This window comes from Streptomyces sp. CNB091 (assembly GCF_000377965.1).
This window is the reverse complement of the sequence record NZ_KB898993.1, coordinates 313,359-335,387: the sequence shown is the minus strand read 5'-3', so window position 1 is coordinate 335,387 and position 22,029 is coordinate 313,359. Positions and strand designations below refer to the sequence as shown.

Here is a 22,029-nt window from a genome sequence, read left to right as displayed (position 1 = left end):
AACTCACGCCGCCCCGCGCGGGCTTCGGCGTCCATATGCGCTGCGTTCCGCGCGGTCTTCGGTGCCAAGACACACCGGCCCGCGCCCGGCCGCTACGTCAACACGCGCCGCCCCGCGCCCGGCTGCCGCCGCAACGCACGCCGCTCCGCGCCGACTTCGGCGTCGACATGCGTCGGCCCACGACCGCACTTCGCGTCAGCGTGCGCCGAGTTTGCGCGGCGGCGCGGCGCGTTCGGCTTCCCGTTTCCGGTCCGCCCACAGGGTCCGCACATGCGCGAGATGGCGGCGCATGTGCTCCTCGGCCCCCTCCGCGTCCCCCGCGATCATGATGTCCAGGAGCGCGGTGTGTTCCCGTGCCGAACCCACCAGCGACCCCTCCTGGGACAGATCGGTGAGCCCGTAGAGCCGGGAGCGCTTGCGCAGGTCGGCCACGGTCTCCACCAGGCGCGCGTTCCCGGCGAGGGCGAGCAGGTCGAGGTGGAAACGGCGGTCCGACTCCAGGTAGGCGATCAGGTCGCCGCCCTGCGCGGCGGTCACGATCTCCTCGGCCACCGGACGCACCGCCTCCAACTGCTCGCGGGAGGCGGTGCGGGTCACGCGGCCGATGGTGGGGATCTCGATGAGGGCGCGGATCTCGGTGTACTCGTCCAGGTCGCGCTCGGAGAGTTCGGTGACGCGGAACCCCTTGTTGCGCACCGCCTCGACCAGGCCCTCGCGGGCCAGATCCAGCATGGCCTCGCGCACGGGCGTGGCGGAGACGCCGTACTCGGCGGCGAGCGTGGGCGCCGAGTAGATCACGCCCGGCTGGAGTTCCCCCGCGATCAGCGCGGCACGCAGCGCGTTGGCGACCTGGTCGCGCAGATGCTCCTGCACCGAGATGAGTTTGCGGGACTTCAGCTCACTCATGCGTTCCCCTTCAATGATGTGGCACCGCACTATACAATGTCACGTTGCGCGGTGCCTCATCGGTCACAGGTCAGCGCTGTCAGCTGTCCAGGAGGCGGGCCGTCAACGCCTCGACGCCGTCGACCGTACGGGGCAGCGCGCCGGAACGTGACCCTCCTCCGGTACGCCGTCGAGGTAGGCCTCCGCGCGGGCCCGCGCGCAGTTGTGGAGGATGCCGTAGCGGCGGGCGGTGAGCGTGCGTCGGCCCGGTGTCCGCAGCGCTTTCGGGCCGCTGGGCGGACAGTGTCGCGGACACGTTTCGGTAACAGGATGACGCAATCCTTGGCTGTGCAATTTCACATTACTATGTTACGGGTCACACCACATGGATGCGGGCGCAACCTTCCCGGCCCGGCCCGGCCCGCTCCGCTTTGCTCCGCTTTCCGCAAGCAGTCGCCCGCCGGGCCGCTCGGCCGCCCGGATCACCGGGCCCCTCCGGGTCGCCCCTTTCCTCCCGGCCTGTTCCCGCGTTCGTCCTCCCGGCCCGTTCCCCCTTCTGTCCTCCGGCCCCGCCCGATCCCGCTTCTGCCACGACCCTTCCCCGTACGAGGAGTGCACCCATGTCCCGTCGCACCCGGATGCTGTCCGCATCCCTGAGCACCTCGCTCGCCCTGGCCCTGCTGGGCGCCTGCTCCACCCAGGGAGGTGACGACCGCGACCCGGACAAGCGACAGCCCGGTGTGGCGACCGGCACCGTCATCGGCGGCACGCCGAAGCGGGGCGGCACCCTGACCGTGCTGTCCAACCAGGACTTCGCCCACCTGGACCCGGCCCGCAACTGGGTCATGCCGACCATGGACTTCGGCACCCGGCTGATCTACCGCACCCTGACCACCTTCCGCGCCGAACCCGGTGAGAAGGGCGGCGAGATCGTCCCCGACCTCGCCACCGACCTCGGCAGATCCTCCGACGGCGGCCGCACCTGGACCTTCACCCTCAAGCCCGGCCTCGTCTACGAGGACGGCACCCCGATCCGGTCCCGCGACATCAAGTACAACGTCGAGCGGTCCTTCGCCCCCGACCTCGCCGGCGGACCCGACTACGCCCAGCGCTATCTGGCCGACACCGAGGGGTACGCCGGCCCGCTGGACGGCAAGCACCTCGACTCGATCCGTACCCCCGACGACCGGACCATCGTCTTCTCGCTGCGCAGACCCGTCGCCGAGTTCTCCTACACGGTCACGCTGCCCACCTTCTCGCCCGTGCCCGCGTCCCGCGAGAAGGGCGTCCAGTACGACCTGCGGCCCTTCTCCTCCGGCCCGTACCGCATCGAGAGCTACGCGCGCGGCAAGAAGCTGGTGCTGGTCCGCAACACCCACTGGGACGCGGCGACCGACCCGGTGCGCAAGGCCTACCCCGACCGCATCGTCGTGATCCAGGGGCTCAAGGGTGGCCAGATCGACGACCGGATCATCGAGAGCGCGGGCGTCGACGCCTCCGCGGTCGAGTGGTCCGACCTCCAGCCCTCCAGCGTCGCCAAGGTCCTGCCGAAGCCGGAGATCCGGCAGCGGCTCTCCGCCGAGCGCACCGGCTGTACGGACATGCTCGCCCTGAACACCTCCCGGGCGCCGTTCGACGACCCGAAGCTCCGCATCGCGATGCAGTACGCCGTCGACAAGGAGGCCCAGGTGACCGCCAACGGCGGCCCCGCCCTCAACGACATCGCCACCGCCTATCTGCCGCCGTCCCTCACGGGCGGCCGTCCCGCCGCCCCGGTCCACGGCGGGCCCGCCACCGGTGATGTGAAGAAGGCCGAGAAGCTGCTCGCCGAGGCGGGCAAGGCCGACGGCTTCGACACGACGATCACCGTGTCCACCGGGGACAAGACCCGCGCCGAGGCGCTCCAGCAGAGCCTGGCCCGGGTCGGCATACGCCTGCGGATCGAGACCGTCGACCCCTCGGTCTACTACGACACCATCGGCGATACCGCGGGCGCCCCCGACATGGCCATCAGCGGCTGGTGCCCGGACTACCCGTCCGCCGCCACCTTCCTGCCGTTCGTCTTCGACGGCCGCACCATCAAGCCCAAGGGGAACCTGGGCAACGTCTCCCAGTTCCGCGACAAGGCCGTCGAGCGCCGCATGGACGAGATCGCCGAGATGTCCGACGCGACCGCCGCCAACAAGGCGTGGACCGCACTCGACCGGGAGATCCAGCGCAGCTCCCCGGCCGTCCCCCTGCTCTGGGAGCGCAAGCCGCTGCTCGTCGGCGACAACATCGCCGGAGCCTTCGGCCACCCCTCCTGGACCGGCCAGTTCGACTTCGCCGTGATCGGTCTCAAGGACCCGTCCCGAAGCAAGGGCTGAGGGGACGAGGACGCATTCCCATGAGCATCGTCACCGCCCCGGCCACCGGACCGGGTGACGCCCCGGCAGCCGGCGGACCCGGCTCACCCGCCCCGCCCGACGCCCTCTGGCGGACCACCTGGCGCCGCCTGTGGGGCGACCGGGGCAGCCGGACCGCCCTGATCGCCGCCGCCCTGCTGATCCTGGTCGCCCTCACCGCGCCCCTGCTCAGCCGCATGGGCGGCTGGTCGCCCACCGCCTTCGACGCCGACGCCATCGACCCCTACCTCGGCGGCCTGCCCCACGGCGCCCTCGGCGGCATCAGCGCCGAACACTGGCTCGGCGTCGAACCGGTCACCGGCCGCGACCTGTTCGCCCGCGTCGTCCACGGCGCCCAGGTGTCCCTGCTGATCGCCTTCGCCGCCACCGCGATCGTCGTCGTCACCGGCACCGCCGCGGGCATCGCCGCCGGGTACTTCGGCGGGCGCGTCGACACCGTACTGAGCCGGCTGATGGACCTCACCATGTCCTTCCCCTCGCTCATCTTCATGATCGCGATGATGTCCGTGGCCCAGGACGTCAACCGGGTCGTGCTGATGACCGTCGTCATCGGCGTCTTCGGCTGGCCCGGCATCGCCCGCGTGGTGCGCGCCGAGGCGCTCTCCCTGCGCAACCGCGAGTTCGTCGAGGCCGCCCGCGCCTGCGGCAGCGGGCCCTGGCGCATCCTCACCCGACAGGTGCTGCCCAACATCTCCGGACCCGTCATCGCGTACACCACGCTGCTGATCCCCGGAATGATCAGCACGGAGGCGGCGCTCAGCTTCCTCGGGGTGGGCGTGCGCCCGCCCACCCCCTCCTGGGGCCAGATGATCGCCGAGGCCGTCGCCTACTACGAGACGGACCCCATGTACTTCATCGTCCCCAGCGTCTTCCTCTTCGTCGCAGTCCTCGCCTTCACCGTCCTCGGCGACGCGCTGCGCGACATCCTCGACCCCCAGGGAGGACGCCCGTGATCGCCTACCTGGCCCGCAGACTCCTCGGCGTGGCCGGCGTCCTGCTCGCCATCTGCGCCGTCACCTTCGTCATCTTCTACCTGCTGCCCGCCGACCCCGCCTCGGCCGCCTGCGGCAAGACGTGCAGCCCCGAACGCCTCGCGGAAGTACGCCACTTCATGGGCCTCGACCAGCCCGTCTGGCGGCAGTTCGGCGACTACCTCGTCGGGATCTTCGCCGGCCGCGAGCTGGGCAGCGGCCCCCACGCCCTGCAATGCGGCTTCCCCTGCCTCGGCTACTCCTACGAGAACGCCCTGCCGGTGTGGGACCTGCTGATGGACCGCCTGCCCGTCTCCGTCTCCCTGGCCTTCGGCGCCGCGGGCCTGTGGCTGGTGCTCGGGCTGAGCGCCGGAGTGACCGCCGCCCTGCGCAAGGGCGGACTGCTCGACCGCACCCTGATGGTCGGCGCGGTCGCCACCGCGTCCCTGCCCGTCTACTTCACCGCGGTGATGCTCCTGTACGGCCTGGTCCGGCTGACCGGTCTGCTGCCCTACCCCGCCTACGTCCCACTCACCGACGACCCGCTGGCCTGGGCCGCCAACCTGCTGCTGCCGTGGATCGCCCTGGCCCTGCTCTACGCCGCCATGTACGCCCGCCAGAGCCGCAGTTCGATGATCGAGACGATGGCGCAGCCGTACATCAGGACCGCCCGCGCCAAGGGCCTGCCCGCCCGGACCGTCGTCGTCAAACACGGACTGCGGTCCGCGATGATGCCGGTCCTCACGCTCTTCGGCATGGACCTCGGCGCCCTGCTGGCCGGAGCGGTCATCACCGAGTCCATCTTCGGCATCCCCGGCGTCGGCAGGCTCTTCTACGACGCCCTGCAACGCTCCGACCAGCCCGTCGTGCTCGGCGTCACCCTGCTCGCCGCCTTCTTCATCGTGGCGGCCAACGTCGTCATCGACCTCCTGTACGCCGTCGTCGACCCGAGGGTGAGGAACTGACGTGCCGCCCACCACCGAACCGGACCACCCCCTGCTGCGCGTCCACGACCTGCGGGTCGCCTTCGACACCCCCGCCGGAACCGTCCAGGCGGTCGACGGGGTCTCCTTCACCGTGGAGGCCGGCCGCACCCTGGGTCTGGTCGGCGAGTCCGGCTCCGGCAAGTCGGTCACCTCCCTCGCCGTGATGGGCCTGCACCGCCGGGCCCACGTGAGTGGATCGATCACCCTCGCCGGACAGGAACTCCTCGGTCTGACCGACCGCCGCTTCGGCCGGCTGCGCGGCCGCCGGATGGCCATGGTCTTCCAGGACCCGCTCTCCGCACTGCACCCCGCGTACACCGTCGGCGAGCAGATCGCGGAGGCCCACCGCCACCACTTCGGCAGCGGCCGGCGCGTCGCGCGCAGACGTGCCGTGGAGATGCTCGGCGAGGTCGGCATTCCCGAACCGGCCCGCCGGGCGGGGGAGTACGCGCACCAGTTCTCCGGCGGCATGCGCCAGCGCGCCATGATCGCCATGGCCCTCGCCTGCGAACCGGAACTCCTCGTCGCCGACGAGCCGACCACCGCGCTCGACGTCACCGTCCAGGCGCAGATCCTCGAACTGATCGCCCGGCTCCAGCAGGAACGCGGGCTCGGCGTCCTGATGATCACCCACGACCTGGGCGTGGTGGCCCGCGTCGCCCACGAGGTGCTCGTCATGTACGGCGGGCGCGGCGCCGAACAGGCCCCGGTGGACGAGCTGTTCCACAGCCCCGCGCACCCCTACACCCAGGGCCTCCTGGACTCCCTGCCCCGACTGGACGACCCGGACGACGCACCGCTTCGCGCGATCCCCGGCTCCCCGCCGTCACCCGCCGAACCGAGACCCGGCTGCCCCTTCGAGCCGCGCTGCCCCAGGGCCGCCGCCGCCACCGCCCCGGAGCGGGCCCGCTGCGCCGGGGAGAGCCCCCGCCCCGTGGCCGTGCCCGGCGGGGGCCGGCTGGTCGCCTGCCACCTGCCCCTGCCGGCCGTCCCGACCGCCCCGCACCCCGGTCCGCTCGGCGGCGCCCCTGTACCGGCCGAGGAGGCCCGATGAAACCCGCCCTCCCCAAGTCCCCGCTTGAATCAACGAGTTCTACGGAGGATGGCGCCGCGCCCCTGCTGTCCGTACGCGGTCTGGTCAAGACGTTCCCCGGCCGCCGCGTCCTGGGCCGCGCCGCCGCTCCGGTCCGCGCGGTGGACGGCGTCGATCTGGAGCTCGCCGCGGGGGAGACCCTGGGGCTGGTCGGAGAGTCCGGCTGCGGCAAGTCCACCACGGGCCGGATGCTGGTCCGGCTGCTCGAACCCACCTCGGGGAGCGTCGAGTTCGAGGGCCGCGACATCACGCATCTGTCCCAGCGCGAGCTGCGGCCGGTCCGGCAGCACCTCCAGATCATCTTCCAGGACCCCCACGCCTCCCTGAACCCCCGGCAGACCGTCGCCCGGATCATCTCCGAACCCCTGCTCGTGCAGGGGGCCACGGTCGGTGCGGCCCGGGACCGGGCCGCCGAACTGCTCGACCTGGTGGGGCTGGGCTCCGAACACCTGGAGCGGCACCCGTACCAGTTCTCCGGCGGCCAGGCCCAGCGCATCGGCATCGCCCGCGCCCTGGCGACCGGCCCCCGCCTGATCGTCGCCGACGAGCCGGTCTCCGCGCTCGACGTGTCCGTACAGGCCCAGGTCGTGAATCTGATGGAGCGTCTGGGTGAGGAACTGGGCCTGTCGTTCCTCTTCATCGCCCACGACCTGTCCGTCGTGAAGCGGGTGTGCGACCGGGTGGCGGTGATGTACCTGGGGCGCATCGTCGAGACCGGCGACAAGCGCGAGCTGTACGACAGGCCGGCGCACCCCTATACCCGGGCGCTGCTCTCGGCGGTCCCGCTGCCCGACCCCGCGGCGGAGCGCCGCCGGGAGCGGATCCTCCTGCTCGGCGACCCGCCGAGCCCGGCCTCGCCGCCCAGCGGCTGCGGTTTCCATCCGCGCTGCCACAAGGCGCAGGCCGTGTGCCGTATTGAGCGGCCGCTGCTCCAGGTCGTGGGCTCCGGCGCGCGTACGGCGGCCTGCCACTTCCCCGAAACGGGCTGAGAGGCCCGGAGGCTCCCGGCGGCCCGCCATACGCCTGGCGGGCCGCCTGCGCCCGCCGGCCACCCCTCCCCGCCGGGCCGCCTCCGCCCCGGCCACCCCTCCCCGTCGGGGCGCGTTCACCGGAAAGTCGTATCGGATTCGGCCACATGTCTTCCCAGTGGTGTGTGACCTGTGCCATTGTACATGTCACAGGGCGTGGGCATGTCAACTCCGGACATCGACCCCATTCCGTCCGGCCGACAGCACGGCACGACAACACCCCCTGCCCCACGCCCTGTACATCCCATCGGTCACGCATGCGCGTGCCTCCGATCCCTCATGGGAGGAAAAATCGTGAGAACCACACTCGTCCGCCGAGGTGTGGGTGCCGTTCTGCCCCTGGCTCTGGCCGGGGCGATGAGCGTCGCGCTGCTCGCGCAGCCGGCCCAGGCGCAGCCGAACTCCCCCTCGGCCGCCACGGCATCGAACGCGTCCCAGTCGTCCCGCCCCGCCGGGTCGGCCGACCCCGCGCCGCAGGCGCAGCAGTCCCCCACCTCGGACACCGGCCACCAGGCCAAGGACCGGTTGAAGGCGTCGCAGCTCCCCCCGCTGAGCGCCGACAAGTCCCCCCTCAAGGAGGCCTACGGCGAGCACGACGCCCCGTCGAAGCAGAGCGCGGGCCAGAAGTCCTCGGCGGAGGCGGCCGCCGCGTGCGACCCGGCCGAATTCACCGGCCGCACCGGCGCCGAACTGGTCCGGCACATCAAGGCGTCCACCACGGACTGCGTGAACACCCTGTTCAGCCTGACCGGCAGCAACGCCCAACTGGCGTTCCGCGAAGCTCAGATGACCTCGGTGGCCTACGCGCTGCGCGACAACGCCGCCTCCTACCCGGGTGACGGGAGCACCGGCATCCCGCAGCTCGTTCTGTACCTCCGCGCCGGGTACTACGTGCAGTGGTACAACCCGGACGTCGTCGGACCGTACGGCCCGACCCTCCAGACCGCGATCCGCTCGGGCCTCGACGCGTTCTTCGCCAGCCCCCGCTCGCGCGACGTCACCGACGCCAACGGCGACACGCTCTCCGAGGCGGTCGTCCTGATCGACAGCGCCCAGGAGAACGCCCGGTACATCTCCGTCGTCAAGCGGATGCTGGCCGACTACGACTCCTCCTGGAACGCGTCCTCACGGATGCTCGCCGCGCTCAACAAGGTCTACACGGTGACCTTCCGGGGCCACCAGGTGCCCGCGTTCGTCAGCGCCGTCGAGTCGGACCCGAGCCTCATCGACTCGCTGCACCGCTTCGCTGCCGACCACCTCTCCCTGCTGGAGGGTGACCACGCGTACCTGACCTCCAACGCCGGACGTGAACTGGGCCGGTTCCTCCAGCACACGAGCCTGCGGAGCAAGGTCCGGCCGCTGGCCACCGCCCTGCTCCGGGACACCTCCATCACCGGCCCCACCGCCCCGCTCTGGGTGGGCATAGCGGAGATGGCCGACTACTACGACAAGGCGAACTGCGCCACGTACGGCGTCTGCGACCTCCAGGAGCGCCTCAAGCGCGAGGTCCTGCCGGTCCGCCACACCTGTAGCCCCAGCATCCGCATCCTGGCCCAGCAGATGACGTCCGCCGAGCTGAGCGCCAGCTGCACCAGCCTCATCCAGCAGGACGCCTACTTCCACCGGATCGCCAAGGACAACGGCCCGGTCGCCGACGACAACAACACCGCCATCGAGGTGATCGCCTACGACTCCAGCGACGACTACCAGACCTACGCCGGCGCCATGTACGGGATCGACACCAACAACGGTGGCATGTACCTGGAGGGCGACCCCTCCGTCGTGGGCAACCAGCCCCGCTTCATCGCCTACGAGGCCGAGTGGCTGCGGCCGGACTTCCACATCTGGAACCTCAACCACGAGTACACCCACTACCTCGACGGCCGCTTCACGATGCACGGCGACTTCGCCGACAACATGACCACCCCCACCATCTGGTGGGTCGAGGGCTTCGCGGAGTACATCTCCTACCACTACCGCGAGGAGCCCTACACTGCGGCGATGACCGAGGCGGGCAAGGGCACCTACGCCCTGTCCACCCTCTTCAGCACCGACTACAGCCACGACACCAACCGGGTCTACCGCTGGGGCTACCTCGCCGTGCGGTACATGCTGGAGAAGCGCCCCGCCGACCTGGACAAGGTGCTCGCCCACTACCGCGCCGGCGAGTGGAGCGCGGCCCGCACCTACCTCACCAGCACCGTCGGAACCCGCTACGACAGCGACTGGAAGACCTGGCTCGCGGCGTGCGCCGCAGGTGACTGCGGTGGCGGCGGCCAGCCGGGCAACCAGGCCCCCACCGCCGAGTTCACCGCCGCGGTCAAGGATCTGACCGTCACGCTCACCGACCGCTCCACCGACGCCGACGGCACCATCGCCTCCCGCGCCTGGGACTTCGGCGACGGCACCACCTCCACCCAGACCAACCCCGCCAAGACCTACAGCGCCGCCGGCAGCTACACCGTCCGGCTGACCGTGACCGACGACAAGGGCACCAGGGCCACCACCACCCGGACGGTCACCGTGACCGGCGGCTCCACCGTCGGCGAGTGCACCGCATCCGACACCCGCTTGCTGGGCAAGAACTGCCGTCGCGGCAACCTCTCCGCCACCACCGGCAACTACGCCTACCACTACCTGAACATCCCGGCCGGCACCAAGACGCTGAAGATCACCGTCAGCGGCGGCACCGGCAACGCCGACCTCTACTACAGCAACCGCAACTGGGCCACCACCGGCGCGCACACCAACCGCGCCACCGGCCCCGGCAACTCCCACACCCTGACCATCAGCAACCCGCCGTCCGGCGCCAACTACATCAGTCTCCACGCGGCGGCCGCCTTCAGCGGCGCCACCCTCACCACCGAGTACTGACCCGCCGCTTCACCCCCCCCGGCCGGGGTCGGCGCCATCGGCGCCGGCCCCGGTTCGGCCGTGCTCCCGGTTCGGCCGTGCTCCCGGTTCGGCCGTGCTCCCGGTTCGGCCGTGCTCCCGGCCGCGTCCGGACGCTGGACAGGGGCCGTTACTCGGGCATTGCAGCGCTCGGCCCGGGGCATTCCGCGGGGCGCCGGGGCGGGCGATCGTCGGCCCGACGGGGTTGTCAGTGCCTCCCCATAGAGTCGAAGCATCACTCGGGGGAGCACCGGGGAGTACCGGACGAAGGAGCAGAACCATGTCCGCCAACAGGATCCAGCACAAGGTGAATCACGTCGCTCTGGTCGTGGACGCCTCGGGTTCCATGAAACAGCACCAGAGTCAGCTCATCCGAGTCGTGGACGAGTTCGTGGCGGGGCTGAAGGCCGAGTCGGACACCCTCGGCCATGAGACGCGGATCAGTCTCTACTCCTTCGACCACCGGGTGGAGAACCTGGTCTGGGACATGGACGTGAAGCATCTCCCGTCCATGCGGGGGCTGTACAAGGTCAACAACGGCGCCACCGCCCTCATCGAGGCCTCGCTGAAGTCCCTGGACGACCTGGGGCACATCTGGGAGGAGTACGGCGAGCACAGCTTCCTCCAGATCGTGGTGACGGACGGCGAGGAGAACGCCTCCGGCGGCGACCGTCGGCACGACGGCGACATGACCATCCTCGGCCCCTGGCTCGACCGGATCACCGCCAAGATGAACGGGCTCCCGGGGCACTGGACCTCCGCGATCCTCGTTCCGAACTCCCTGGCGAAGCGCACCGCCCAGAACTACGGCTTCCCGGCCGGCAACATCGCCATCTGGGACGCGGACTCCCAGAAGGGCGTCGAAGACGCGATCGGCACCGTGCGCGCAGCCGCCACCAGCTTCCTGCGCGGTCGCGAGCAGGGCGTGCGTGGCACGAAGAACCTGTTCGCCGTCGGCCAGGACATATCGGTCGACGACGTGCGGGCAAACCTCGAACCCGTCGCGGCCGACAAGTACCGGCTGCTGAAGGTCGACAAGGAGACGGAGATCCGCGCCTTCGTCGACTCGCATCCCGGCGTCACCTACGAACGCGGCTCCTGCTACTACCAGTTGGGCACCCGGGTCCAGGTGCAGCCCGACAAGGAGGTCATCGTGGTCGAGAAGGACACCGACCGCGCCTACACGGGTGAGGCGGCGCGCAACCTCCTGTTCGGTGCCGGAGTCCGGGGGACCGTCTCGGTGAAGGCCGGCAACAACCCCAAGTTGGAGGTCTATGTGCAGAGCCGTTCGGTGAACAGGAAGCTCAAGGCCGACACGCGACTGCTCATCATGCTCTGATCATGTTCTGACCGGTGCCGATGTGTCCGTCGCCACCGAGACGGCGAGCAGGCCCAACGCCGCGCCCATGAGGTAGCGCTGGACGCGGAGCCAGGTGGGGCGGCGGGCGAGGAAGACGGCGATGGCTCCCGCAGCCAGGACGATGCCCAGATTGACGGTGAGGGCCACCGCGATCTGGACGGAGCCCAGAAGAAAGCCCTGGAGCAGGACGTTTCCCGCCTCCAGGCTGATGAACTGCGGGATGAGGGAGAGGTACATGATGGCGATCTTCGGGTTGAGCAGATTCGTCATCAGGCCCATGGTGAACAGCCTGCGCGGGGAGTCGTGCGGCAGCTCCTCGGGGGCGAAGACGGACACGCCCCCGGGCCTCAGGGCGTTCCACGCCAGATAGGCCAGGTAGGCGGCGCCGGCCAGCTTCACGGCCACGTACAGCTCGGGCACCGCGAGGAAGACCACCGAAAGACCGAGATTCGTGGCCAGAAGGTAGACCAGGAAGCCCACGGCCACACCGCCCAGGGAGACCACTCCCGCGCGTCGCCCCTGCGTGATGCTCCGGGAGACGAGATAGATCATGTTGGGGCCCGGGGTGAGCACCATGCCCAGGGCGACCATCGCGACCCCCAGCACCCCGCTCAGCTCAACCATGCTCGCCCGCCGCTCTGTTCGTCGGGCGCCGGTCGGGTCCGGCACCCTGTGCACCGGCCCCCCGCGACCGGTGCAATCGGAGTCTAGGGTCGCCGTTCTGCTCGGTTCAATAGGTGCCATTGCACTCGGTGCAATGGCATGCTTGACTGCCGCTCGCCAGGGATTCGATGCCGAACACTCCCCAGGGAGGCGAAGCCCGTGAAGGACTTCCGGTCCGTCGCCGACGAGGTGGCGGAGGAGATCGCGGCGGGGCGGCTGAAGCGTGGGGAACGACTGCCTCCGCAGCGGGAGTTCGCCCGGCTCCACGCCATCGCCGACTCCACCGCCGCCCGCGTCTACCAGGAGCTGGCCCGCCGGGGCCTCACCGTCGGCCAGGTCGGACGCGGCACGTTCGTCACGGAGACGCCCGGCGCTCCCGCCCCGGCCCCGGCCCTCTCCGAGCCCGCCGAGAGCCGGGTCGACCTGGAGCTCAACCACCCCGTCGTCCCCGAGCAGGCCGGGCTGCTCGCCGCCGGCCTGGAGAAGCTGGTGCGCGCCGACCGCCTGGAGTCGTTCCTCCGCCCGGTCGGGCCCGCCGGTACCCCCGCCGCCCGCGAGGCCGCCGCCGATCTCCTGGCGCGCGGGCGGTGGCGGCCCGACCCGGAGCGGATCCTGTTCGCGGGCAACGGCCGGCAGGCCGTCTCCGCCGCCGTCGCCGCGCTGACCCGGCCGGGCGCCCGGCTGGGCGTCGAGGAGTTCACCTATCCGGTGCTGAAGGCCATCGCCGCCCGGCTCGGCGTCACCCTCGTGCCCCTGGCCATGGACGGGGACGGGCTGATCCCGGAGGCGGTGGAGGAGGCGCACCGCGCGGATCCGCTGCACGCCGTCTACGTACAGCCGGTCCTCCACAACCCGCTGTCCCTCACCATGCCCGAGCGGCGGCTCGACCACCTGGCGGACGTGCTGCTGACCTCGGGGATCCACGCGATCGAGGACGCCGTCTGGGCCTTCCTCCGGGACGACGTGGCGCCCCTCGCCGCGCGGGCCGTCGAGCGGACCGTCCTCGTCGACAGCCTCTCCAAGCGCCTGTCCCCGGGGCTGTCCCTCGGGTTCGCCGTGGCCCCCGCCGCGACGGCCGGGCGGGTCGCGGGGGCCCTGCGCTCAGGCGGCTGGACACCCATGCGGTTCCCCCTGGAGGCGATGGCGCGCTGGCAGACGGACGGCGCCGTCGACATCCTCGTACGGGCCAAGCGGCGCGAGGCGGGGGCCCGTCAGGAGATCGCCCACCGGCACCTCGGCGACTTCCGGACCCGCAGCGACCCCTCCTCGTACTACCGCTGGTGGGAGCTGCCCAGCCCCTGGCGCGCCGACACCTTCGTGGCCGCCGCCGCGCGGCACGGCATCGCGGTGACCCCGGCCGCGGCGTTCGCCGCGGGCCGCCCCCGGGGCCCGCAGGCGATCCGCCTCGGCCTGGCTTCACCCACCCGGGAAACCCTCGCCCGGTCCCTCGCGACCCTCGCCGACCTCGCCCGGTCCGCGCCGGAGGACTTCGCGGGGGAGTGAGGGTGTGCCCTTTCAGTCCGCTGACGTGCCGCCGGTGGCGGCTGCCGAGGTCAGAAGGGGTGCGGGTGCCGACTGCGGGCGTTGACCTCGGCGAGCTGCGCGCTCAGGAACTCGGCCCGGCTGAGCAGTCGTAGGTGGGCCGGATCGGCTTCCCACGCCCGGCCCCCGCCGAGAGGCCGGAGCAGCACGTACGGGTTGCTCCGGCCCGTCACCAGTCCGACCCGGCCGCTCCCGCTGTCGTGGACGGCCACCCCGATCCCGGGGACGCCGTCCTCGGTCACCGGGCCAGCCCGTTGCTGATCGCCGTCGCGAGGGCGTGAGCCACCGGCGCGGAGCACACGCCGAGGTGGACGAGGGCGTACCGGATCTCACCGGACCGCTCCGTTGCCTGCTGCGCGGGGTCGTCGGCATTCTCGCCGCCGCCGTACGGGGAGGGCGTGCCGTCTTCGCGGAGCGCGTCGGCCCACGGGGTACGGACGTCCATCGCGGGAAGTTGGATGCCGGCCCGGGACAGGGCGGTGGCGAGGGCATCGCGGGCGTCCAGGGCTTCTTGGACCTTGGCCGTGCCAGGGAGTCCGCCGGGCGGGACCGGGACGTGGAGGGTGGTGGCGGAGGCGGAGTCGTGCTGGGGCGTTCGGCGGGGGAGGGGCGGCTTGGAGGACATATGGGGCCTCTTCTTTCGGCTGGTTGTCGCGCGGAACCTGTGCCCCGGCCGCAGGTCGTGAACTACCGTGCGTGAGGGACTCGTTACGAGAATGTCCTGGTCAGGGGCGGAGTCCTGCCGAAGCCGGGGCAGCTTCCCCGGCCGGATCCGCAAGTTCCACACGTTCCACGTTTCACGGAGGGCGCGATGCCGACGAGGCGAGCGGTCACGGGCCGCAGCAGGGAACCACGAGCACGGTTCGCGGAGGAGTTACGCCTCCTGCGCACGGCGCGCGGCCACAGCCTGCGGCAACTGGGCGACCGACTGGGCTGGGACTGGTCGCTGTTCGGCAAGATGGAGAAGGGTGAGACGGTCGGCGGCCCGGAGGTCGTCCAGGCGCTGGACACGCACTACGGGACGCCTGGGCTGCTGCTGGCGCTGTGGGAGTTGGCGGTCAGTGACAAGACCCAGTTCAAGGAGCGCTACCGGCGGTACATGGCGCTGGAGGCCGAGGCCGTGAGCATGTGGCACTTCGCGGTGAGCGTGCTGCCGGGGTTGTTGCAGACGCCGGGGTACGCGCGGGAGATCTTGGCGTCGGGTGGGCTCAGGGGCGAGGCGCTGGACCAGCAGGTCGAGGCTCGGATGGGTCGGCGGGAGCTGCTCGCTGGTGAGGACGTGCCGCAGTTCCGGACCATCCTGTCCGAGGCAGTGTTGCGGACCCCACTGCGAGACCGGAGGGAGTGGGAGGCGCAGCTGGAGTATCTGCTGGAGGTCGGAGAGCGGGAGGACGTGACACTGCAGGTGGCACCGTTCAGGGCGGGCCTGCATGGCCTCACTAACGCCGATGTCATGTTCCTCCGCCTGCCCGATGGGCGTACCGTGGCGTATGCCGAGAACGGGTACAGGGGCGAACTCATCGAGGAATCTGTACCGGTTGAGCGGCTGCAACGTGCGTACGATTCGGTGCGCGACCTGGCTCTTTCACCAGCCGAGTCGCGGAAGTTCATTCTGCGCATCCTGGAGGAAGCACGTGCGAGCCCGTGATCTGAACGCAGCCACTTGGCGGAAGAGCAGCTACAGCAACCAGGACGGCGGCCAATGCCTGGAGGTTGCAGACGACTTCGCCCCGGTTGTTCCGGTTCGCGACAGCAAGAACCCGCACGGCCCGGTGCTCGCGTTCGCGGCCAGCGGCTGGTCGTCGTTCGTGTCCGCTGTGAAGGACGGCGAGCTGAGCGCCTGATCCGGATCTTGTACGAGATGGCCCTCTCTGAACCACTTCAGCGAGGGCCATCGACGTCATCGGGGTGCCGGGCCCCCCGAGGGTCAGCGACGCCGCTGCCCTGAGCGTGACCCCCCGCCCGAGCGCGGCCCTCCATGGGGGTGGCCCCGGAAGGCGCGCCCGTCGGTCTTCATCTGCTGTGCCCGCAGCCGGGCCGCCTGCTCGATCAGCAACCCGTCCGCGTTCTCGGTGGGGCCGCGACGCCCGCGCCGGACCAGCACCACCGCGCACCACGCGGCCGCCCCGCCCAGCCCTGCCATCAGCACGACGAACGTCCCCATGGAATCCCGTTCCCATCCGCTTCGGTCCAGCCGGTGAGCGGGATTCTTCCTGCCTCATGCCCTGGCCGCAAGGTCACCTCCAGTTTGACTTGATACCCCTGGGGGGTATCTTGGGTGGTGAGTGGTCGCGACCCGGCGACCTTGACGAGGGAGTGGGCCATGCAGACCGGTCTCAAGATCACGACCTTCACCGCGGCGCTCGCGGCGACCTTCGGGTCGGCGTACGCCGTGGGCGGGGCCATGGATCCCGCTGTCGCCGAGAAGGCGCCGTCCCATCAGGGCGGCCACGGCGCGAAGGAGGTCGCGGAGAAGGGGGCGGCGGAGACGAGCGTGGGTGAGGCCCCGGAGCTTCCCGGCGGCCTGCAGATCTCCCAAGGGGGCTACACCCTCGATCTCAGCACCCCGCGCGTGGAGGCGGGCGAGCCCGCCGAGCTGCGCTTCGCCGTCGTGGACGAGGACTCCTCCCGCAAGGTGACGGCGTTCCGCCGCGAGCACGGCAAGGAACTGCACCTGATCGTGGCGTCGAGCGACCTCACGACCTACCGGCACCTGCACCCCGTGCGGGCCGCCGACGGCACCTGGTCCACCCCCGTCGAGCTCCCCGAGGCCGGCGGCTACCGGGTCTTCGCCGACTTCACCCCGGACGGGAAGAACGCCAAGGGTGTCACCCTGGGCGCGGACCTCGCCGTGTCGGGCGACGCGCGCCCCGAGGCACTGCCGAAGGCGGAACGGGCGGTGACCGTCGACGGGTACGAGGTGACGCTCGACGGGGCGCTGCGCCCCGGTGCGGGCAGCGAACTGAAGCTGGAGGTCGAGAAGGACGGCAAGCCGGTCACCGACCTGCAGTCCTACCTCGGCGCGTACGGCCACCTCGTCGCGCTGCGCGCCGGAGACCTTGCCTACCTCCACGTGCACCCGAACGGCGAACCGGGCGACGGGCGGACGAAGCCGGGGCCGGAGGTCTCCTTCACCGCGACCGCCCCGAGCAAGGGGGCCTACCGCCTCTTCCTCGACTTCCGGCACGAGGGGAAGGTCCGTACGGCCGCCTTCACCGTGCACGCCGGGGGGGCCGCGGCCGGGGAGCCCGTGCCGGAGAACGAGGAATCCGCCGAGCACGGACACTGAGTGTGGCGTGTCGTCCCGGGCGGACCGCATAACGATCAGCACACGGGCGGAGCGCGTACGGGCGGAGAGGTCCGCCGACGGTCCCCGTGAGCAACAGCCTTGCCCCCGGGGTCAGTCCATGGATCCGCCCTGCTCGGGGTGGCGTGCCGAGGAGAGGCGTGAGGCCCGACGCCTCCCGGGTGCGGCCCCTGTGACCGGCGTTGCGGGAGGGGGGGCTTGTTGAGGCGTCGCCACCTCTGGCTTAGGCTTGCCTAACCTTCACTTGCTCGGCCAACCTGAGGACCCTCCATGCTCGGCTTCACCCGCGTGCGCCGCCACACCCTCGCCGCGACGGCCACCACCGTCGCCCTCGCCGTCGCCCTCGTCGGCTGCTCCTCGGACGGCGACGGCGACAAGGACGGGGCGAAGGACTCGGCGAAGGGCGGCGGCGCCTTCCCCGTCTCGATCAAGAGCTCGCTCGGGACCGCGAAGATCGAGGAGAAGCCCGAGCGCATCGTCACCCTCGGCCAGGGCTCCGCCGAGACCGCGATAGCCCTCGGCCAGACCCCGGTGGGCATCGAGAGCTACCCCTGGGGCAGCGACAAGTCCGGCTACCTCCCGTGGATCAACGAGGCCGTCAAGAAGTCCGGCGACAAGCTGCCCAAGCAGTTCACGGGCGGCGAGGAGATCGACTTCGAGGCGATCACCGAGCTGGAGCCGGACGTCATCCTCGCCCCCTGGTCGGGCATCACGCAGAAGCAGTACGACGTCCTCAAGGACATCGCCCCCACGGTCGCCTATCCCGAGCAGGCGTGGAGCACCGACTGGGACCAGCAGATCGACATCATCGGCAAGGCGCTCGGCCGGACCGAGGACACGAACGGTCTCAAGACGAAGATCGAGAAGCAGCTCGCCGACGCCGCGGCCACCCGGCCGAACTACAAGGACGTCACCTTCTCCTACATCTACAACTCCGGCCCCGGCACCCTCGGCGTCTTCAAGCCCGAGGAGCAGCGCGTCAAGATGGTCTCCTCGCTCGGACTGAAGGTCGACCCGGTCGTCAACGGCTTCAAGGAGACCCCCGGCACCGACTCGGCCCTCATCGGCCTGGAGAACGCCGAGAAGCTCAAGGACAGCGACCTCGTCTTCACGTTCTACACGGACGAGAAGAACCGCAAGGAGATCGAGGGCCAGAAGCTCTACGGCGCGATCCCCGCGATCAAGAAGGGCGCCGTCGTTGCGAGCAACGACAACTCCTTCGTCACCGCCTCCTCGATCATCAACCCGCTGACCGTGCCCTGGACGATCGAGCGCTACCTGCCGATCATCGACAAGGCCGTCAAGACCGCCGGCAAGTAATTCCGGACCGGATCCGGACCGCCGAGCACACAAGGCGGACCGGTAGCCGAACCGCCGAGCCCACAAGGCACACTCCACTCCCATGGCAACCACCACGGTCGCACCGCCGAGCGGCGCCGGTACCTCCCGTACCGGCGCCGCTCGGCTGGCGTTCCTCCTGCTCCTCGGCCTGGCCGCGCTGGCCCTCGCGCTCTGCGCGAGCGTCATGTTCGGCAGTCGCAGCACCTCGCTCGGTGATGTCGTCGACGTCCTCGGAGGCACCGCCGACCCCAACATCACCGTCATCATCGAGAGCCGCTACCCGCGCACCGTCCTCGGCGTCCTCGCCGGACTCTGCCTCGCGGTCGCGGGCACCCTCATGCAGGGCGTCTCGCGCAATCCGCTGGCCGAACCGGGCCTCCTCGGCATCAACGCCGGCGCCTCCGCGAGCATCGTCGCCGCGACCGCCTGGCTCGGGGCCTCCGGCGCCACCGACACCATGTGGTGGGCGCTGCCCGGAGCGCTGGTCGCCGGCGTCCTCGTCCATGTCATCGGCTCCGCCGGTACGGGGACGAGCGTGGTGCGCCTGGTGCTCGCCGGAGCCGTGCTCACCGCCGTGCTGATGGCGTTCATCCAGGCGGTGACCCTCAGCAAACCGCAGGTCTTCGACAGCTACCGCTACTGGGTCGTGGGAGCGCTCGGCGGCCGGGACTTCGACGTCTTCTGGTCCGTCCTGCCCTTCGCCGCCGTCGGTTTCCTGCTCGCCCTCGCCCTCGGCCCCGGCCTCAACGCCCTGGCCCTGGGCGACGCGACCGCCGTCGCGCTCGGCTCGCACCCCACGCGAACCCGGGGCGGCGGACTGCTCGCCGCGACGCTGCTCAGCGCCGCCGCGACCGCCGCCGTCGGCCCGATCGCCTTCGTCGGCCTCGCCGTCCCGCACGTCGTACGGGCCCTGGTCGGCGTCGACTTCCGCGCCCAGATCCTCTTCTCCGCCCTGCTCGGCCCCACCCTCCTGCTCCTCGCGGACGTGGTGGGCCGGGTCGTCATGCGCCCCACCGAACTCATGGTCGGGGTCGTCACCGCCTTCATCGGCGCACCCGCGCTGCTCATCGCCGTACGCAGGATGCGGGGCACCTCATGACCGTCACCGAACAGACCGCCCCCGCACGCAAGGCTCCCCAGGCCCCCCGCGGCTATCTGGTCGTGGGCCGCACCGTGGCGATACCCATGCGCCGGGCCTCCGTGTTCGCGGGCGCCGGGCTCTTCGTCCTCCTCCTCGCGGCCGCCGTCACGACGCTGGCCTGGGGGCGCCTCGGCATCGACCTCGCCGACCTGCCCGCCGCGCTCGTCGGCGACGCCGAGGGCAAGGACCGGTTCGTCTTCAACCGGCTGCGCGGCCCCCGCCTCACCGTCGCCATCGGGGTCGGCGCGGCGCTCGGCCTCTCCGGCGCCCTGTTCCAGTCCGTCACCCGCAACCCGCTCGGCAGCCCCGACGTCATCGGGCTCTCCGCCGGGGCCGGCGCGGGCGCCGCGATCTGCGCCCTGATGTTCCCCGACACGGTCCCGGTCGCCATCGGGGCGCTGCTCGGCGCGGTCCTCGCGATGGCCCTGGTGTACGTCTCCACCGGCACCGGCTTCCGTAACCCCGCCCGGCTCGTCATCGCCGGGATCGGCGTCGCCGCGATGGGCGCGGCCGTCACCCAGTACGTCGTCTACGCCCTGGAACGCGACAAGGCCTCCGTCCTCACCGCCTACGTCAACGGCAGCCTGACCGCTCGCTCCTGGACCGACGCCACCACCATCTGGCTGGTCCTGCTCGCCGCGGCCCCGCTGACCGCCCTGATCTCCCGGCGGCTCGACATCGGCGAGATGGGCGACGACATCGCCGAGGGACTTGGCTCCGAGCCGAAGAAGGCCAAGACCCTAGCCGTGGTCCTGGCCATCGCCCTCTCGGCCGCCGCGGTCAGCGTCTCGGGCCCCATCGCCTTCATCGCCCTGACCGCGCCCCAGATCGCCAGACGCCTCACCCGCGGCTCCGGCCCGCATCTGTTGCTCTCCGCCCTCACCGGCGGCCTGCTGCTGGTGCTCGCGGACCTCTGCTCCCAGCAGCTGGCGCTCTTCGACGACCTGCCGGTCGGGATCTACACGATGGCGATCGGCGGCGCGTACCTCGGCTATCTGCTGGTACGGGAATGGCGCAAGGGCGTGCTCTGAGCGTGCTCTGAGCGGTGTCGGGGCGGTGACGACTGGTCACGTACAGGTTCGTCGACCATACTGCCCGCCGTGGAGCAGAGCATAGATTCGAACAAGAAGCCCGAGTTCGCCGCAGGCACCGACCCGGCGTTCATCCCCTTGCCCGGACTGGCGGCGCCCGCCGTCACCCGGAAGCCCGAACCGGAATCGGAGGCCGGTCCGGAGGACGCTGCTCCGGAGTCGGAGACGGAGACGGACCGCGACGACGAAGTGACCGCGGACGCCGTCGGCACCGACACCGACCAGGAACCGGAATCGGCGGCGGGCGACGCCGCAACGGAGGACAAGGCGGAGAAGGAGGGCGACGCCGTCGAGGACGGCCCCGTCTTCGAGGTCAGCGACCGACGCGGTTCGATCCGGGTGGCCCGGGAAGGTGTCCGCTTCACACTCGACGACCAGGAGGCCGACTTCCACTGGGACGAGATCGGCGCGGTGGAGACCACCCCGGCGCGCTTCGGCCGCCGGTTCACGGTGACCGTCCATCTGTCGAGCCGCCGCTGGTTCAACGCCGAGGTCGAGGCGGCGAGCCGCGCCGAGCTCAAGGGCTGGCCGGCCGAGCTGGACACCGTCCTGGACGCCTACTTCGAGGAGTCCTGAGCCGTCTCCCGTGAGACACCCGGCCGGGGTGTCTCACGGGCCCGGCGTGCCTTGCCGTGCCCGCCGGCGCCCTCAGGGCCGCTCGCGGTTGCGGCCCCTGACGCGCATCGCGACGTAACCGACCAGGGCGACCGCGGCCAGCGCCAGCACGATCTTGGTCACGACGCCGACGTACGCCCCGACCACGTCCCACTGGTCGCCGAGCCAGTATCCGGCCATCACGAGCACGGTGTTCCACACCAGACTGCCCGCCGTCGTCAACCCGACGAACACCGGCAGCGGCATGCGCTCCACGCCCGCGGGCACCGAGATCAGACTCCGGAACACCGGCACCATGCGGCCCAGCAGCACCGCCTTGGTGCCGTGCCGGGCGAACCACTCCTCCGTCCGCACCAGGTCGGATGCCTTGACCAGCGGGAGCTTCGCCCACCAGGCGTGCATCCGCTCCCGGCCGAACACGGCTCCGATCCCGTACAGGACCACCGCGCCGACGACCGAGCCGAGCGTCGTCCAGAACAGGGCCGAGGCGATGGTGAGCACCCCCTGCGAGGCGGCGAACCCGGTCAGCGGCAGGATCACCTCGCTGGGCAGCGGCGGGAACAGGTTCTCCAGCGCGATGGCCGCACCCGCGCCGGGACCGCCGAAGGTCTCGACCAGCCCGGTGGCCCAGCCGACGACGCCCCCCTGCGGATCCGGGGCGGCGAGCGGTTCCCGGGCGGCTGACAGGGTCAGGTGCATGTGTCCATGG

Annotated in this window: 21 protein-coding genes; 15 read left to right on the top strand and 6 right to left on the bottom strand. The window is 71.2% G+C overall.

The annotated features are described in order from the left end of the window. Positions 1-195: 195 nt before the first annotated feature. Positions 196-906 (bottom strand): GntR family transcriptional regulator, encoded by a 711-nt coding sequence (locus tag D581_RS0109615; protein WP_018957032.1) that lies wholly within the window; start codon positions 904-906, stop codon positions 196-198. Positions 907-1,505: 599 nt separating this feature from the next. Between D581_RS0109615 and D581_RS0109610 the strand changes: the two genes are divergently transcribed. The 7 genes from D581_RS0109610 to D581_RS0109580 all read left to right on the top strand — a co-directional run bounded on the left by D581_RS0109610 (position 1,506) and on the right by D581_RS0109580 (position 11,599). Then, entirely contained in the window at positions 1,506-3,251 is a 1,746-nt protein-coding gene (locus D581_RS0109610) for an ABC transporter substrate-binding protein (protein WP_018957031.1), read from the top strand. 20 nt (positions 3,252-3,271) lie between these two features. Further along, positions 3,272-4,243: an ABC transporter permease gene (locus tag D581_RS0109605; RefSeq protein ID WP_018957030.1), complete on the top strand. Its 972-nt coding sequence runs from the start codon at positions 3,272-3,274 to the stop codon at positions 4,241-4,243. Beyond that, positions 4,240-5,226 (top strand): ABC transporter permease, encoded by a 987-nt coding sequence (locus tag D581_RS0109600; RefSeq protein WP_018957029.1) that lies wholly within the window; start codon positions 4,240-4,242, stop codon positions 5,224-5,226. Before D581_RS0109605 ends, D581_RS0109600 begins: the two co-directional genes overlap by 4 nt. 1 nt (position 5,227) lies before the next feature. Further along, a complete protein-coding gene (locus D581_RS0109595) occupies positions 5,228-6,301 on the top strand; it encodes an ABC transporter ATP-binding protein (RefSeq protein WP_018957028.1) in 1,074 nt (357 codons plus the stop codon). Further along, positions 6,298-7,329: an ABC transporter ATP-binding protein gene (locus tag D581_RS0109590; protein WP_018957027.1), complete on the top strand. Its 1,032-nt coding sequence runs from the start codon at positions 6,298-6,300 to the stop codon at positions 7,327-7,329. Before D581_RS0109595 ends, D581_RS0109590 begins: the two co-directional genes overlap by 4 nt. Before the next feature lie 396 nt (positions 7,330-7,725). Further along, positions 7,726-10,242, top strand: coding sequence for a collagenase (locus D581_RS0109585; RefSeq protein WP_199787783.1), 2,517 nt, complete (start codon positions 7,726-7,728; stop codon positions 10,240-10,242). A gap of 298 nt (positions 10,243-10,540) precedes the next feature. After that, the gene (locus tag D581_RS0109580) at positions 10,541-11,599 is read left to right on the top strand and encodes a VWA domain-containing protein (RefSeq protein ID WP_018957025.1); all 1,059 of its coding nucleotides are present in this window, start codon (positions 10,541-10,543) and stop codon (positions 11,597-11,599) included. Here D581_RS0109580 and D581_RS0109575 read toward each other — a convergent pair whose 3' ends face one another. Then, the gene (locus D581_RS0109575) at positions 11,600-12,244 is read right to left on the bottom strand and encodes a LysE family translocator (protein WP_018957024.1); all 645 of its coding nucleotides are present in this window, start codon (positions 12,242-12,244) and stop codon (positions 11,600-11,602) included. It lies immediately after the preceding gene. A gap of 198 nt (positions 12,245-12,442) precedes the next feature. Here D581_RS0109575 and D581_RS0109570 point away from each other — a divergent pair, with 198 nt between their 5' ends. Further along, positions 12,443-13,786 carry an aminotransferase-like domain-containing protein gene (locus tag D581_RS0109570; RefSeq protein WP_018957023.1) on the top strand — a complete coding sequence of 448 codons (1,344 nt, stop codon included), beginning with the start codon at positions 12,443-12,445 and terminating at the stop codon, positions 13,784-13,786. Between the two features lie 50 nt (positions 13,787-13,836). Here the strand turns inward: D581_RS0109570 and D581_RS0109565 are convergent, their stop codons facing one another. Further along, on the bottom strand, positions 13,837-14,067 hold the full coding sequence (locus D581_RS0109565; protein ID WP_018957022.1) for a hypothetical protein: 231 nt from the start codon (positions 14,065-14,067) through the stop codon (positions 13,837-13,839). Then, the gene (locus D581_RS0109560; RefSeq protein WP_018957021.1) at positions 14,064-14,450 is read right to left on the bottom strand and encodes a hypothetical protein; all 387 of its coding nucleotides are present in this window, start codon (positions 14,448-14,450) and stop codon (positions 14,064-14,066) included. The genes D581_RS0109565 and D581_RS0109560 overlap by 4 nt, the downstream gene beginning before the upstream one ends. A gap of 186 nt (positions 14,451-14,636) precedes the next feature. Between D581_RS0109560 and D581_RS0109555 the strand changes: the two genes are divergently transcribed. Next, the gene (locus D581_RS0109555) at positions 14,637-15,473 is read left to right on the top strand and encodes a helix-turn-helix domain-containing protein (RefSeq protein ID WP_018957020.1); all 837 of its coding nucleotides are present in this window, start codon (positions 14,637-14,639) and stop codon (positions 15,471-15,473) included. Next, positions 15,460-15,669 carry a DUF397 domain-containing protein gene (locus D581_RS0109550; RefSeq protein WP_018957019.1) on the top strand — a complete coding sequence of 70 codons (210 nt, stop codon included), beginning with the start codon at positions 15,460-15,462 and terminating at the stop codon, positions 15,667-15,669. Before D581_RS0109555 ends, D581_RS0109550 begins: the two co-directional genes overlap by 14 nt. 83 nt (positions 15,670-15,752) lie before the next feature. Here the strand turns inward: D581_RS0109550 and D581_RS0109545 are convergent, their stop codons facing one another. Then, a complete protein-coding gene (locus tag D581_RS0109545; RefSeq protein WP_018957018.1) occupies positions 15,753-15,989 on the bottom strand; it encodes a hypothetical protein in 237 nt (78 codons plus the stop codon). A gap of 159 nt (positions 15,990-16,148) precedes the next feature. Between D581_RS0109545 and D581_RS0109540 the strand changes: the two genes are divergently transcribed. The 5 genes from D581_RS0109540 to D581_RS0109520 all read left to right on the top strand — a co-directional run bounded on the left by D581_RS0109540 (position 16,149) and on the right by D581_RS0109520 (position 21,281). Beyond that, a complete protein-coding gene (locus D581_RS0109540) occupies positions 16,149-17,114 on the top strand; it encodes a hypothetical protein (RefSeq protein WP_018957017.1) in 966 nt (321 codons plus the stop codon). A gap of 288 nt (positions 17,115-17,402) precedes the next feature. Beyond that, positions 17,403-18,452 carry an iron-siderophore ABC transporter substrate-binding protein gene (locus tag D581_RS0109535; RefSeq protein WP_018957016.1) on the top strand — a complete coding sequence of 350 codons (1,050 nt, stop codon included), beginning with the start codon at positions 17,403-17,405 and terminating at the stop codon, positions 18,450-18,452. Positions 18,453-18,534: 82 nt separating this feature from the next. Further along, positions 18,535-19,572, top strand: coding sequence for an iron ABC transporter permease (locus D581_RS0109530; RefSeq protein WP_018957015.1), 1,038 nt, complete (start codon positions 18,535-18,537; stop codon positions 19,570-19,572). Beyond that, positions 19,569-20,645, top strand: a complete 1,077-nt coding sequence (locus tag D581_RS0109525) for an iron chelate uptake ABC transporter family permease subunit (protein ID WP_018957014.1) — start codon at positions 19,569-19,571, stop codon at positions 20,643-20,645. The genes D581_RS0109530 and D581_RS0109525 overlap by 4 nt, the downstream gene beginning before the upstream one ends. Before the next feature lie 69 nt (positions 20,646-20,714). Continuing rightward, the gene (locus tag D581_RS0109520; RefSeq protein WP_018957013.1) at positions 20,715-21,281 is read left to right on the top strand and encodes a hypothetical protein; all 567 of its coding nucleotides are present in this window, start codon (positions 20,715-20,717) and stop codon (positions 21,279-21,281) included. A gap of 72 nt (positions 21,282-21,353) precedes the next feature. Here the strand turns inward: D581_RS0109520 and D581_RS0109515 are convergent, their stop codons facing one another. Further along, on the bottom strand, positions 21,354-22,019 hold the full coding sequence (locus tag D581_RS0109515) for a DedA family protein (protein WP_018957012.1): 666 nt from the start codon (positions 22,017-22,019) through the stop codon (positions 21,354-21,356). Positions 22,020-22,029: the final 10 nt, after the last annotated feature.